At 59.3% G+C, this 12,543-nt stretch carries 11 protein-coding genes and 1 pseudogene; 5 read left to right on the forward strand and 7 right to left on the reverse strand.

Annotation, left to right across the window (positions count from 1 at the left end; all coding sequences use genetic code 11):
- The first annotated feature begins 311 nt into the window (after positions 1–311).
- Both NDJ82_RS12920 and NDJ82_RS12925 read left to right on the forward strand, forming a co-directional pair.
- Positions 312–1,124 carry a M949_RS01915 family surface polysaccharide biosynthesis protein gene (locus tag NDJ82_RS12920; protein ID WP_250925634.1) on the forward strand — a complete coding sequence of 271 codons (813 nt, stop codon included), beginning with the start codon at positions 312–314 and terminating at the stop codon, positions 1,122–1,124.
- 108 nt (positions 1,125–1,232) lie between these two features.
- The gene (locus NDJ82_RS12925) at positions 1,233–2,147 is read left to right on the forward strand and encodes a site-specific integrase (protein ID WP_191958516.1); all 915 of its coding nucleotides are present in this window, start codon (positions 1,233–1,235) and stop codon (positions 2,145–2,147) included.
- Between the two features lie 165 nt (positions 2,148–2,312).
- Here the strand turns inward: NDJ82_RS12925 and NDJ82_RS12930 are convergent, their stop codons facing one another.
- Both NDJ82_RS12930 and NDJ82_RS12935 read right to left on the reverse strand, forming a co-directional pair.
- Complete coding sequence (locus NDJ82_RS12930; protein WP_112195255.1) at positions 2,313–3,170, reverse strand: SDR family oxidoreductase; 858 nt, start codon at positions 3,168–3,170, stop codon at positions 2,313–2,315.
- Between the two features lie 119 nt (positions 3,171–3,289).
- Entirely contained in the window at positions 3,290–4,498 is a 1,209-nt protein-coding gene (locus NDJ82_RS12935; RefSeq protein ID WP_250925635.1) for a multidrug effflux MFS transporter, read from the reverse strand.
- Between the two features lie 146 nt (positions 4,499–4,644).
- Between NDJ82_RS12935 and NDJ82_RS27670 the strand changes: the two are divergent.
- Both NDJ82_RS27670 and NDJ82_RS27675 read left to right on the forward strand, forming a co-directional pair.
- Positions 4,645–5,400 (forward strand): annotated as a pseudogene (locus tag NDJ82_RS27670) (MCP four helix bundle domain-containing protein); the annotation flags it as partial.
- Between the two features lie 132 nt (positions 5,401–5,532).
- The gene (locus tag NDJ82_RS27675) at positions 5,533–6,258 is read left to right on the forward strand and encodes a methyl-accepting chemotaxis protein (protein ID WP_400524674.1); all 726 of its coding nucleotides are present in this window, start codon (positions 5,533–5,535) and stop codon (positions 6,256–6,258) included.
- 92 nt (positions 6,259–6,350) lie between these two features.
- On the opposite strand, the gene NDJ82_RS12945 is transcribed toward NDJ82_RS27675, so the two are convergent.
- From NDJ82_RS12945 to NDJ82_RS12960, 4 genes are all read right to left on the reverse strand, one after another.
- Positions 6,351–6,671, reverse strand: a complete 321-nt coding sequence (locus NDJ82_RS12945; protein ID WP_250925636.1) for a DUF4019 domain-containing protein — start codon at positions 6,669–6,671, stop codon at positions 6,351–6,353.
- Positions 6,672–6,867: 196 nt separating this feature from the next.
- A complete protein-coding gene (locus tag NDJ82_RS12950) occupies positions 6,868–7,476 on the reverse strand; it encodes a dTMP kinase (protein ID WP_250925637.1) in 609 nt (202 codons plus the stop codon).
- A 39-nt stretch (positions 7,477–7,515) separates the two neighbouring features.
- Positions 7,516–8,838, reverse strand: a complete 1,323-nt coding sequence (locus NDJ82_RS12955; protein WP_250925638.1) for an LLM class flavin-dependent oxidoreductase — start codon at positions 8,836–8,838, stop codon at positions 7,516–7,518.
- A 16-nt stretch (positions 8,839–8,854) separates the two neighbouring features.
- Positions 8,855–9,811 carry an ABC transporter substrate-binding protein gene (locus NDJ82_RS12960; RefSeq protein ID WP_099582938.1) on the reverse strand — a complete coding sequence of 319 codons (957 nt, stop codon included), beginning with the start codon at positions 9,809–9,811 and terminating at the stop codon, positions 8,855–8,857.
- Positions 9,812–10,110: 299 nt separating this feature from the next.
- On the opposite strand from NDJ82_RS12960, the gene NDJ82_RS12965 reads away from it, so the two are divergent.
- Entirely contained in the window at positions 10,111–10,980 is an 870-nt protein-coding gene (locus NDJ82_RS12965; protein WP_099582933.1) for an oxaloacetate decarboxylase, read from the forward strand.
- A gap of 74 nt (positions 10,981–11,054) precedes the next feature.
- Here the strand turns inward: NDJ82_RS12965 and NDJ82_RS27430 are convergent, their stop codons facing one another.
- Positions 11,055–12,410, reverse strand: a complete 1,356-nt coding sequence (locus NDJ82_RS27430) for a methyl-accepting chemotaxis protein (RefSeq protein WP_284738593.1) — start codon at positions 12,408–12,410, stop codon at positions 11,055–11,057.
- Positions 12,411–12,543: the final 133 nt, after the last annotated feature.

The raw sequence follows: 12,543 nt of genomic DNA on the forward strand, positions 1-12,543 counted from the left end.
GCGCTAAAGATGAAGCATAATCAACAGGTTAGTCGCTAATGCGCGGATTGCCATGAAGTGCTGTGTTTAAGATTAAGCGTAAAAATGTGGAACAGATATGAAAGGCAGATGAAAAACTCGTTTATTTGACAGGCAGACAGCTAGGGTTCAGCTAGTCAACTAAGGTGGGCTGGGGCGATATCGGAACTGTCTGTAAGGCGTTTGGTTCCGGTGTGACACGCACATCCCGGCGTGGCGTTTTATTCAACAATCTTCTCTGCAATACCCGCCAAGTGCCGGTAAAGTAAGCGCTCTCTTGCCAGGGTGATCGGATGAATAGCGTGCAGCTTTTACGCGGCCAGTTGCGGCCGGTATTGATGGGGTTGTTGATGAGCGTGGCGTGTGCCGCGAGCGTACGCGCCGATGAAGGCGTCGCGCTGACCAGCATCGATCAGGTGCCGGAGGGCGTGGAAGTGCGTGGCAAGCAGATCGCCGCCTATACCTGGGACGACCGCCAGGGCAAGAACCTGCTGGTGCTGGCTGAACAGGTCAGCGAGCGGGATGACGACGGCACCCAGTCGGCCTTTGTGTATGCCGCCCAGTACCTGATTGACGGCAACCGGCCCAAGCGCGTGTGGATGCTCTACGACGATGTACAGCATTGTGAGTTCGACGCCTCCCTGCGCTTCGATCAGGGCGCAACCAAGGTCACCGACCTGGCCGGCGATGGCATCACCCAGGCCACTGTGGGCTATTCGCGCACCTGCACCAGCGACGTCAGCCCCAATGAGTTCAAGCTGATCATGCACGTGGGCAAATCGCAGAAGTACCGTTTGCGCGGTGTCGACCGCTACGGCGCCGCGTGGTGGGATGAAGAGGCCGGGGCACTGCGCGGTATGCCGCTGCCCAAGGATTGCAGCATCGCCGGGCAACAAGCGCTGGTCAGCCAGTACAAGGAGCAGGGCACCGAATTGCCATTGCCGGGTTGCTATGGCGATGAGAAGGATTTCGCCAAGGCGCCCGAGGCGTATCTCACGTTCATGCGCCAGCATTGGTTCGCACTGATGCAGAAGCAGGACGCCGAGTGGAGCCAGGCCCAGACCCAGCCCCAGGAACCCACCGAGGATGAAGAAACCGCCCCGTGATTTGGTAAGAGGGGCCGCCCTGCGCTAGACTCGACCCTCGCCAATTCACTAAATACCTCGATTAAACAATGGCTTGTTCGAGGTATTTAATCCAAAGGCTGATCTATTTTGTCTGAGTCTATCCGCAACCCACTGACCCTCTACCTCACCCGTTTGGCACCTTCCAGCCAACTGACCATGCGCTATGTGCTGCAGGACGCTGCCGACCGCCTGGGCTTCGAGGACATCAACCTTGAAGACATCGACTGGCACCTGCTGCAACCTGAACATGTCATCGCCCTGGTGGCGGCCTTGCGCGAAGACGGCTACGCGCCGAATACCTCATCGTTGTACGTCAACGCGGTGCGCGGGGTGATGAATGAAGCCTGGCGCATGAGCCTGATCAGCCAGGAACATTTGTTGAAAATGCGCACGGTCAAACCCGCGCCCGGTACACGGCTGGGCCAAGGCCGCAACCTGCGGCGCACGCTGATCCGCGAAATGATGGAAGTCTGCGCCGCTGACCCTCGACCACAGGGGCTGCGTGATGCAGCGGTGATCGGCATTCTCTACGGCTCTGGGATGCGCAAGTCGGAATCGGTCAACCTTGACCTGTCACAGATCAATTTCGACGAACGCAGTTTGCGGGTAATCGGCAAAGGCAACAAAGAACTGGTCAAGTACGCGCCGGACTGGGCTTTTGCCAAGCTGCAGGCGTGGTTGGCGTTTCGGCGCGAGCAACTGAAAGAGGGTGAGCAGGACGACAGTTTCCTGTTCAATCGCATCCGTCGGGGCAGCCATATCACTCGGGAACGCATCACCAAACATGCGATTTACTACATTGCCCGGCAACGCGGGGAGCAGGTGGGGGTCAAGATCATGCCCCACGATTTTCGCCGTTCGTTCATCACGCGGGTGATCGAGGAACATGACCTGTCGATTGCGCAGAAACTGGCGCATCACACCAATATCCAGACCACCGCCAGCTACGACGTGCGTGACGACAACGAACGCCGTCGAGCCGTAGACCGGTTCGACCTGTAGTGAGCGGGCTTGCCCCGCGCCGGGCCGTGAAGCGGCCCCAAAACCTACCGACGCGGTTCCACTGAACAATCTCGGCAGCTTTAGTGGGGCTGCTTCGCAGCCCGGCGCGGGGCAAGCCCGCTCACCACAGCAAGCTCTCCCTCACCACAAGGATCATGGTCGGCCTTAGAGGATGGGTTTGCCCCCAGTCACCGCATAGCGTGAACCGGAGATGTAGCTGGCTTCATCCGAAGCAAGCAGCACATATATCGGCGCCACTTCCACCGGTTGGCCCGGACGGCCCAGCGGGGTTTCCTCGCCGAAGTGCTTCACATCGTCATCGGTCATGGTCGCCACGATCAACGGCGTCCAGATTGGCCCTGGCGCGACGCTGTTGACACGAATGCCTTTGCTGCCCAGAAGCTGAGCCAGGCCACCCGTGAAGTTGGCAATCGCGCCCTTGGTGGCGGCGTAGGCCAGCAGCGTCGGTTTGGGCATGTCGGAGTTGACCGAGCTGGTGTTGATGATCGAACTGCCGGCCTTCATATGGGGCAGGGCGGCCTTGCAGATGCGAAACATCGCCGTGATGTTGATATCGAAGGTCTTCACCCATTCCTCGTCCTCGATCTCTTCGAGGGTTTCGTGGGTCATCTGGAACGCGGCGTTATTGACCAGCACATCGATGCGGCCGAACTGTTTGACGGTGTTGTCGACCACTGCCTGACACTGGGTTTTCTGCGCAAGGTCGCCGGGCAGCAACAGGCACTGTCGACCGGCTTCTTCCACCCAGCGGGCCGTTTCCTTGGCGTCTTCGTGTTCATCCAGATAGGCGATGGCGACATCGGCACCTTCGCGGGCAAACGCAATGGCAACTGCGCGACCGATGCCGCTGTCGGCCCCCGTAATCAGCGCGATCTTGTTGGCCAGTCGGCCGGAGCCTTTATAGCTTTGCTCGCCACAGTCGGGGTACGGGTCCATTTTCTTCTGAGCGCCGGGGACCGATTGGGCTTGGGGGGCGAAGGGCGGACGTGGATAGTCAGTCATTTCAATCTCCATAGGTTCCTAAGGGTGCTATAGAGTTAGTAATTTCGTGGCCGGCGATAGTTGTGCCGGATCCCGCCCAAGCCCGACGAATGGTTGGCGCCGAGCCCTGCCGCAGGCCATCAGGCGGAGGGTGGGGCGCTCGCCAGGTGGGCGGGCAAACGGCGCAATGTCCAGATAACCGTGAGCATCGCCGCGACCGCGCAGAGCGCAATGCCGATGATCATTGGCGCCGGCGTGTGGTCGGCAAAGACACCGACCAGTGTCATGGACACAGCGCCCGTGATCATCTGAATCGCGCCCAGCAAGGCAGAGGCCGAACCCGCCACGGCGCCGTGATCTTCCAGCGCCAGAACGCCGGCCGCCGGCAACAGCAAGCCAAGGAAGCCGAAGCCGATAAACAACAGGGTCATCATCAAGGCCAGGCTATCCACCCACAACGTGGTGAGCGCCAGCAGGAGCATGACAGCCGCCACCGCGGTGACCGACCCGCGAATCAACGGCACCAGGCCGAAGCGGGCACTCAGGCGTGCGGTCAGTTGGCTCATGGCGAAAAATGACGCTGCATTCAGGGCAAAACACAGGCTGAATTGCGTGGGCGTCAGGCCGAAATACTCGATGTACACAAAGGGTGCGCTGCCGATAAACACAAAGAAGGTAGCCAACCCGAAGCCGCTGACCACCGACAAACCGATAAACACTGGATCACGCAGCAGTGTCCCGTAACTGCTGAAGGCGTTGCCCAGGGTCTTGCCCAGGCGACGCTCGGGCGGGTGCGTTTCGGGCAATTGCACCGCCGTCATGACCATGCACAACAAGGACACCACCGCCAGCACGGCAAACACTTCGCGCCAACTCCAGAGCGCAATCACCACGCTGCCGGCCAGCGGGGCGAGGATTGGCGAGACACTCATCACCAGCATCAGCAACGACATGAGGCGCGCTGCTTCATGACCGGTGTACAGGTCGCGCACGATGGCCCGTGGGATCACCATGCCGGCGCAGGCACCAAACGCTTGCAGCGCCCGAAAACCAATCAGCACTTCGATGGTCGGCGCCAGGGCGCAACCGATACTGCCAATGGCAAAAATCAGCAGGCCGGCATATATCGGTGGTTTACGGCCGAAGACATCGCTGATCGGCCCGTAAAACAGTTGGCACACACCTACAATCACGAAGAACACAGTGAGGCTCATCTGCACGGCGGCGGGCGAAGCGTGCAGGCTGGCACCCAGGGTTGGCAACGCGGGCAGGTAGATGTCGATGGCGAACGGGCCGACGGCGGTGATCAGGCCCAGCAGCAGGGCCAAATGGGCAATACTTCGAGACATGGGCAGTTCCGGGCGGAGCAAGGGACGGCCAGCTTAAGGGATCCGTGCAGATCCGCAAACTTAGGCTTCACTAACCAGCAACTGTTGCCGATAACGTTCATAGCGGTTGGGCTCCCAACCGGCGGTCCAGGTATGGGGATACCCGCATGACGATCAAATTACGCTTGATGCTGTTGATAGCGACCGGAATGCTCACTGCCCTGGTCATGAGCCTGGCCAGTTACCTGGGCAACGCGCGCATGGGCGAGGCGGTGCAGGCCAACGAAGTGAGCATGACGGTGCTGCGCAACCATATGGAAGCCGACATGATGCACGACGCCCTGCGCGCCGACGTGCTGTCGGCCATGCTGGTGGGCTTGGGGAAAAGCACCAGCACCAAGGCCGAGGTCACCAGTTCGCTCAAGGAGCATGCCGAGCACTTTCGCCAGGTACTGGGCGACAACCTCAAGCTGCCGTTGGATGAAGCTCTCAAAGCCAGCCTGGAAAAAATCAAACCCAGCCTGGATACCTACGTCAGTGCCGGTGAGCGCATCGTCGCGCTGGCCTTGGAAAATCCCGAAGCCGCTCGCGCAGAACTGGACAGTTTCAACACCGCGTTCAGCCACTTGGAAGACCAAATGGCGGCCCTGAGTGAACTGATCGAAACCAAGACCCAGCAGACCGGCGAGGGCACGCGTCAAACCATCAGCACCGCCAACTTCACCCTGGGCACGGTGTTGATTGCCAGCCTGTTGCTGTTGTTGGCTCAAGGCCGCTGGGTCATCCTGAGCATCATGGGGCCGCTGCAAACGGCTAGTCGCATCGCGGCGAGTATCGCCAGGGGCAACTTGAGCGAACCGATTGTCGAACCCAAGCGCAAGGATGAAGCCGGCACGCTGATTCTGAGCCTCGCCACTATGCAGCGAGACTTGCGCGGCATGATCGAAGTGGTGCGCAGCAACGCCCACGGCGTCAATGGCATGAGCGAACAATTGAGCCACGGCTGCCATGAAGTCGCCGGCAGCAGCCAGCAACAAAGTGCGGCCGCCAGCACCATGGCGGCAGCAGCCAGTGAAATGACGGCGAGCATCGAAGAAATCACCCGCCACGCCGGCCGCGCCCTGGACATGGCCAACCAGGCTGAAGCCTTGGCCAAGGATGGTGGCCGAGTCATTCACCAAGTGGTCAAGGACATGGATGGCATTGCCCGTTCGGCGCAGCAATCGGCCCAAGTGATCCGTACGCTGGACAAGGAGTCCGAGGCGATTTTCAGCATTATCCAAGTCATCAAAGGCATTGCCGACCAGACCAACCTGTTGGCCCTCAACGCCGCGATTGAAGCGGCGCGTGCAGGTGAACAAGGCCGGGGGTTTGCCGTGGTCGCCGATGAAGTGCGCAGCCTGGCGGGCCGCACCAGTGCCTCGACCCAGGAAATTGCCAGCATGGTCGCACGTATCCAGCAAAACACCCGGGAGGCGGTGACCAGCATGGAGGAGGGCGTCACACAAGTGGACAAAGGCATGGCAGTGACGGCGGAAGTCGAACGGGCAATCCGCGAGATTCTGCAGGCCACGTTGAACACCACAGAGTTGGTGAATGACATTTCGCGCACTATTGGCGAGCAGAGCCTGGCCAGTAATGAGATCTCGCATCAGGTGGAAATGATCGCCGGCATGTCGGAAAACAACAGCCGCGTGATTGGGCAAACGGCGTCGACCACGGATGAACTGTCCAGTCTGGCGGGTAAATTGTCGCAATCGGTAGACCGTTTTCAGCTTTGACGTGGGCAGGGCCGGAACGCTGTTTATATAACTCAACTAAATAGATATTTAGTTGAGTTATATCATTATTGAATAACTGAGGCGGGGTCCGGCTAGGGGGCTTTCTTGGCGACCTCACCGAAAACAACGCGCATATTGACGAAATAACCGACGATTCCCCAGTGCTTGTCGTCGTCACGCACGATCACTTTCTCTTGGACAGCGGTCGTGGCAAACGTCGAGGCGAACTCGATCACTGGGTAATTTCCGGCGGGTGCGTCCGGCATCTGATCGATAAAGCCGATGGCGTTGCTGTTGCGGCGTGCCGGGATCGTTTGCAGTGACCTTGGGGATATTGTTGTTGAAGCTGTTATCGCAGCCACTGAGCAAGCAATGCGAGCGAGAACACCAAGCCTGCAAGCAGCTTCATGCAAAAATCTCCAAGACACTGATCGACATCCGGTGCGACGAGTAAAGATGACACTTGAAGCAGTGCCATCAGGCCGGTGAAAAAGGCTGGCGTGGTGCGTGAATTCTTCAGCCCTACGCCTGGCAGTCAGACACATATAGTTACGCATAATGTATATTATGTTAAATTATGTTTCTATATTGCGTGCTCCACTGATTGACTCACACCACTCTCTGAATCTCAGCCACCACCTGCATCGTTGCCTCTTCGATCGTTCCTTCATTACGGCACAACACCCAGCCATGTTCGGCAGCCGCCTGCTCAAACGCCTGGGTGCTGGCAACATGTTCTTCCAGCGCATGCATGACCGTACTGCTTAACCCGCGTCGTCGTGCTGCCGCTCGCGCCCATGAGATCTCAGGCGCGGTGACGACGCCGACGTGCAGGTCTGGCACTCGCACGTTTCGATCAAGGTTCAACTGAAGAATCTCTGCGAACGGCACGGTCCGGCGAAACGCTGCGTCCGATGGGTACCAACGATCAATCAATATGAGGCTGTCCCGTGGCTGTTTGGGCAGCACGTGCTGAGTGATCCACGCCCGACTCTCAGCAAAACGCTCGCAAACCCTCAGTTCCAATTCCCGACTTGGATGTCTGACGAGTTCGTTGACGAGGGCCATCGTTTGCGCTCGATGTGGGTCACTTTTGCTTTCGCAAAGCCGGATCACCTTCAGGCTGTCTGCCCTCAATACGGTCGTGACGGCCTCCAAAAGCGTAGTTTTGCCAACGCCCTTGGGCCCATCCAGGGTAATAAACAGCTGAGAACTCATTCTTCATACATCAGTTGAAAACCGATGCGCACTCTAGCATCACTCGCGCACGAACCTCGGAATCGCAAGGCCCAGGCTTTCGCGCAACGTCGTGCCTTCATACGCCGTGCGATACACACCTCGCGCCTGTAACAAAGGGATCACTTCCTGGGTAAACCGCGTGAACTGCTGCGGATGCCCTATATAGATGTTGAACCCATCCACAGCCCGTGCTTCGAACCATTCGGCCATTTTCCGTGCGACGGTTTCAGCCGATCCCACAAAAGCGCCCGGACGCAACTGCCGGCCAAACTCCACGGTCTGACGCAACGTGAAGCCTTTTTCCCGTGCATGGTCTGCAATGCGTTTGGCGGCAGTAAAGAAGCTGCTGCGTGCCGCTTCCAGACTTTGCTGTGGAAACGGCGCATCGAGGTCGTACTGGCTGAAATCATGCCAGCCGAAATTGCGCCCAAACTCCTTCAGTGCGAGCTCAAAGCTATGGTCGGTCTGATGATAGTGCTGCTCGATTTCCCGCGCGTGTGCATCGGTGTCGCCGACATAAATCTCGGCGCCCGGCATCACCAGCAATTGCTCCGGGTCGCGCCCCTGTTGCACCGCCCTGCCCTTTATATCCTGATAGAAAGCCTGGCCCTGCTCGATACTCGCAGCATGGGTGAAGATCACATCCGCCGTCGCAGCACCCAGCTCGCGGCCCTGCTGCGAATCACCGGCCTGGAAGATCACCGGTTGGCCTTGCGCTGAACGTTGGATATTCAACGGGCCGACCACCGAAAAGTGTTCGCCCTGGTGGTTCAGGCTATGCAGCTTGCTGGGATCCAAAAACTGCCCGGTCGCCCGGTCGCGCACGAATGCATCCTCCTCGTAGGAGCTCCACAACCCCTGCACTACCTGGACGTGTTCGGCTGCGCGGCCGTAGCGTGTGTCGTAGTCGTAGTGTTCATCCCGGCTGTAATTGCCCGCAGTGCCGGCGTCGCCGCTGGTCACCACGTTCCAACCTGCACGACCTTTGCTGATCAGGTCCAATGAAGCCAGGCGCCGCGCCACGTTGTACGGCGAGTTGTAAGACGTGGTCAGCGTGCCGACGAGGCCGATATGGCGGGTGCTCACGGCGAGCGCCGATAACAGGGTCAGTGGTTCCAGGCGATTGAGGTAATGGGACGGCGAGCCCGGCGTGATGAACTGGCTGTCGACGATGAATATGAGGTCGAACAGCGCCGCTTCGGCCTGACGCGCAATGTCGATATACCAGTCGATGTTGACGCTGGCATCCGCTGGCAGCTGCGGGTCAAGCCACAAGTTGTGGCGACCCGGCCCGCCGCTGCCCATGGTCAGGGCGCCCAGTTTGAGTTGTCGTTTGGTCATTGCAGAGGCTTCCTGTTCACGGCTGTTTATTGGCAACGGCAGGCTGCAAGGACGCCGCGAACGAGTCATCGAACAGGCTGGCGGCCGAGTAAGACTTGACCAAGCCCTGGCCGGTAAAAAAGTCCACGGTCTTTTGCGCCTCAACGGAAGATTGGGCGGTCACGGGCTCTACGGTGGTGCGCGCACGGGCAAACCAGGTGCGGGCGATATCCGCGTCCGCTCGGGTACGTTTGGCCCACGCATCGGCGTAAGCATCGGTGTTGGCCGGCGCTTGGCGAGCCCAGTCACGCGCCTTTTTCAGGCGCTGCAGAAAATCGTTGATGGGCGCCCGTTTGGCGTCCACGGCACTGGCGTTGGCGGCAATGAAACTCTGTGCTGGAATCAAGCCTTCAGCCGTGGCGAGCACCCGCGCACCTTGGCGTTCCTGTTGTGTCACGTAAGGTTCCCAGGTCGCGATGACGTCAACCGAGCCGCCTTCCAGCGCATGGGAGGCGTCCAGCGCGCTGAGGTAGCGCAGCTCCAGCGAGTCGCGGGCCACGCCGGCTTTATCCAGCGCCGTCAGCAGCAGTTGCTGGCTCCAGGAGCCTTTCCAGATCGCCGCACGCTTGCCCTTGAGATCGGCAAGGCTCTTGATGGGCGAATCCTTGCTGACCAGGATGGCCACGCCGTCGAGGCTTTGCCGGCTGACCGCAATCACTTTGATCGGCGCGCCCAATGCGCCCAGAAACAGCACCGGCGCATCCCCCAGCAGGCCTATATCCAGGCTGCCGACATTGAGCGCCTCAGCAACCGGCGACCCGGCGGTAAATTGCTTCCATTCCAGGGTATAGGGCAAATCATCAAGCACCCCCGCCGCTTCCATCACGGCCTGGGCGTTGTAGCTTTGGTCACCAACCACCAGCGTTTGCGCCGTCGCGGTCAGGCTCAGCAAGGCGGCGGCCAACCCGGCCGTCAGTGTTGTCAGGTAACGCACGTTCGTCTCCAGATGCCTTGTCAGGCAGTTCAAGTCGATCCGTGCGTACGGTCTCGGTCGTGTTAACAGGAATAATCTGCGCCATACGATGAGGTGCGCCACGGCAGCTGTAAAATACCCATAACGCATAACGTAATTCTATAATAATGTCTTACGTGCATTTTTAGGTGAGCGTGCTACATCTGTTTCGCGCATACCCCATGCTCAAACGTCATAATCCCCGGCCCGCCTGCATGGTAATCTCGCGCGACCACGAATAGACATAAGTCGTCATATGACGATCAGAGCCAGGAAAGAACATGCCCAAAAAATCTCACTCAGCGCTGCGCCGTAACTTCCGTGAATTGCTTGCCAAGCCGAGCTGCGTTGAAACCGCTTCCGTATTCGACCCCATGTCCGCACGCATCGCGGCAGACCTGGGGTTTGAGGTGGGTATCCTGGGAGGGTCAGTCGCGTCGTTGCAGGTCTTGGCGGCGCCCGATTTTGCGTTGATTACCTTGAGTGAGTTCGTTGAGCAGGCCACGCGCATCGGGCGTGTGGCCCAACTGCCGTTTATTGCAGATGCCGACCACGGCTACGGCAACGCCCTCAACGTGATGCGCACCGTCGAAGAACTAGAGCGCGCCGGCGTGGCCGCATTGACGATTGAAGACACCTTGCTGCCGGCGCAATTCGGGCGTAAATCCACTGACCTGATTTCCATCGAGGAAGGCATCGGCAAAGTCCGCGCCGCCCTGGAAGCCCGTGTCGACCCTGAGCTGTCGATCATTGCCCGGACCAATGCGGGTGTATTGCCCACCGAAGCGGTGATCGAACGCACCCTGGCCTATCAAAAAGCCGGTGCGGATGGGATCTGCATGGTGGGTGTGAGCGACTTCGAACACCTGGAAAAGATCGCAGAAAAGCTCACCGTTCCCTTGATGCTGGTGACTTACGGCAATCCCAAGCTCAACGACGCCCAGCGTCTGGCCAGCCTGGGCGTGCGCGTGGTGGTTGCCGGGCATGGCGCCTATTTCGCGGCGATCAAAGCCACTTACGACAGCTTGCGTGCCCAACGCCAGTTGACCCACAGCACCTCCAACCTCAGCGCGACCGAACTGACGCACACCTACACGCTGCCCGAAAGCTACGTGGCGTGGGCTGAAGAGTTCATGGACGTCAAAGAGTAGGTAGCAGTCCCAACGCGGGCTGTGCGACGATTCGACAAGCCCGCTCACCACAAAAGCTGATCTGCTCCCCGCTATCAGCCAACCCAACCTACGGCAGCCTTGGGAATCACCTCCGACTCATCCAGCTTCGACGCAAACATACTCACCGCCTGCACCGCATCGCTGGTGCTGGTGCGAATCTGCAAGATCACCGAACCTGCCTGGTCCGCCAGTTGAACGCCACGTTGCGCGCCCTCCTGGGTGGCATTCATGCTGGTCACTGCGTCGCGGGTTTCGGAGAGGATCATGCCGATCATCTCGGCGATTTCCGCCGTGGAGCGGCTGGTTCGGCCAGCCAGTTGCCGGACTTCGTCGGCCACTACCGCGAAGCCCCGGCCTTGGTCGCCGGCCCGTGCGGCTTCGATGGCGGCGTTGAGTGCCAGCAGGTTGGTCTGGTCGGCAATGCCACGAATAGTGTTGACGATCGCGGTGATTTGCTCGGAACGATCGCCCAGTTGCCCGACCAGGCGCGCCGAGGAGCCGATGTTTTCAGCAATCCGGCGCATCTCCGTGGCAGTTTCCTGAATGACCTGGGTGCCGTGCTCGGCAAACCGTTCGGTTTCGGACGAGATGTGGTAAGCCCGCGAGGCGCCACGGGAGTCTTCTTCGAACTTCTCCACGCGTTCGGTGATGTCACTCGCGAACTTGACGATCTTGAGCAGCTTGCCGTCGCCGTCGTAGACCGGGTTGTAACTCGCTTCCAGCCACACGACGCGGCCATGTTTGCCAAGGCGTTTGAATTGCCCGGTGAAGAATTCGCCGTTGTTCAAGCGGCGCCAGAAGTCGGCGTACTCGTGGCTGTTGATCAAGGTGGGTTCGCAAAACAGGCGGTGATGTTTGCCTTTGAGCTCAGCCAGCGAATACCCCATGACGTTCTGGAAATTGGCGTTGGCGTCCAGTACCTGGCCGTTCAAGTCGAATTCGATGACAGCCATTGCCCGGTCCAGCGCCGCCAGTTTGCTGCGGGTAGCCGCTTCCTGTTCGACGCTGGCGGTGATGTCCAGCGCGTACTTGACCACTTTCAATACCCGGCCACCCTCATCCAGGACCGGGTTGTAGCTGGCCTCAAGCCAAATGGTCTTGCCTTGGGCGTCCACCCGCCTGAACTTGCCCGACACAAACTTGCCCGCCTTGAGGTCCGCCCAGAACTGGCCGTAGGCCGGGCTGCTGGTGAGCGCCGGCAAGCAAAAATCACGATGGGATTTACCGGCCAGCTGCTCGCGGCTGTAACCCAGCGTCCGCAGAAAGTTGTCGTTAGCGCTTAACACCTTGCCATTGAGGTCAAATTCGACAACGGCCATGGAGCGTTCGAGTGCTGCAATCAGTCCCTTGTATTCGGTGACTTCGGCCGTCCTGGCTGCCAGTTCTGTTTTAAGCGTTGTATTGAACATGACGTGAACCTCAACCGTGTGCAGAAGCTATCTCTAACTCGCTATCGGCGGCTGAATACGCGACTTTACGCGGCGTTGATATTTATTTTCTGGCGTCAAAAAGCTGCTCCCGCGGGTTTGCCCAAGCGGCTGA

This window comes from Pseudomonas sp. SR18 (assembly GCF_023701505.1).
Classification (GTDB): Bacteria; Pseudomonadota; Gammaproteobacteria; order Pseudomonadales; family Pseudomonadaceae; genus Aquipseudomonas; species Aquipseudomonas cyclaminis.

Excerpts from the sequence above, each read along its gene's own strand:
- NDJ82_RS12920 (WP_250925634.1), top strand. The coding sequence starts at position 312 with ATGAATAGCGTGCAGCTTTTACGCGGCCAGTTGCGGCCGGTATTGATG.
- NDJ82_RS12930 (WP_112195255.1), bottom strand. The coding sequence starts at position 3,170 with ATGACTGACTATCCACGTCCGCCCTTCGCCCCCCAAGCCCAATCGGTC.
- NDJ82_RS12935 (WP_250925635.1), bottom strand. The coding sequence starts at position 4,498 with ATGTCTCGAAGTATTGCCCATTTGGCCCTGCTGCTGGGCCTGATCACC.
- NDJ82_RS27675 (WP_400524674.1), top strand. The coding sequence starts at position 5,533 with ATGGCGGCAGCAGCCAGTGAAATGACGGCGAGCATCGAAGAAATCACC.
- NDJ82_RS12950 (WP_250925637.1), bottom strand. The coding sequence starts at position 7,476 with ATGAGTTCTCAGCTGTTTATTACCCTGGATGGGCCCAAGGGCGTTGGC.
- NDJ82_RS12955 (WP_250925638.1), bottom strand. The coding sequence starts at position 8,838 with ATGACCAAACGACAACTCAAACTGGGCGCCCTGACCATGGGCAGCGGC.
- NDJ82_RS12965 (WP_099582933.1), top strand. The coding sequence starts at position 10,111 with ATGCCCAAAAAATCTCACTCAGCGCTGCGCCGTAACTTCCGTGAATTG.
- NDJ82_RS27430 (WP_284738593.1), bottom strand. The coding sequence starts at position 12,410 with ATGTTCAATACAACGCTTAAAACAGAACTGGCAGCCAGGACGGCCGAA.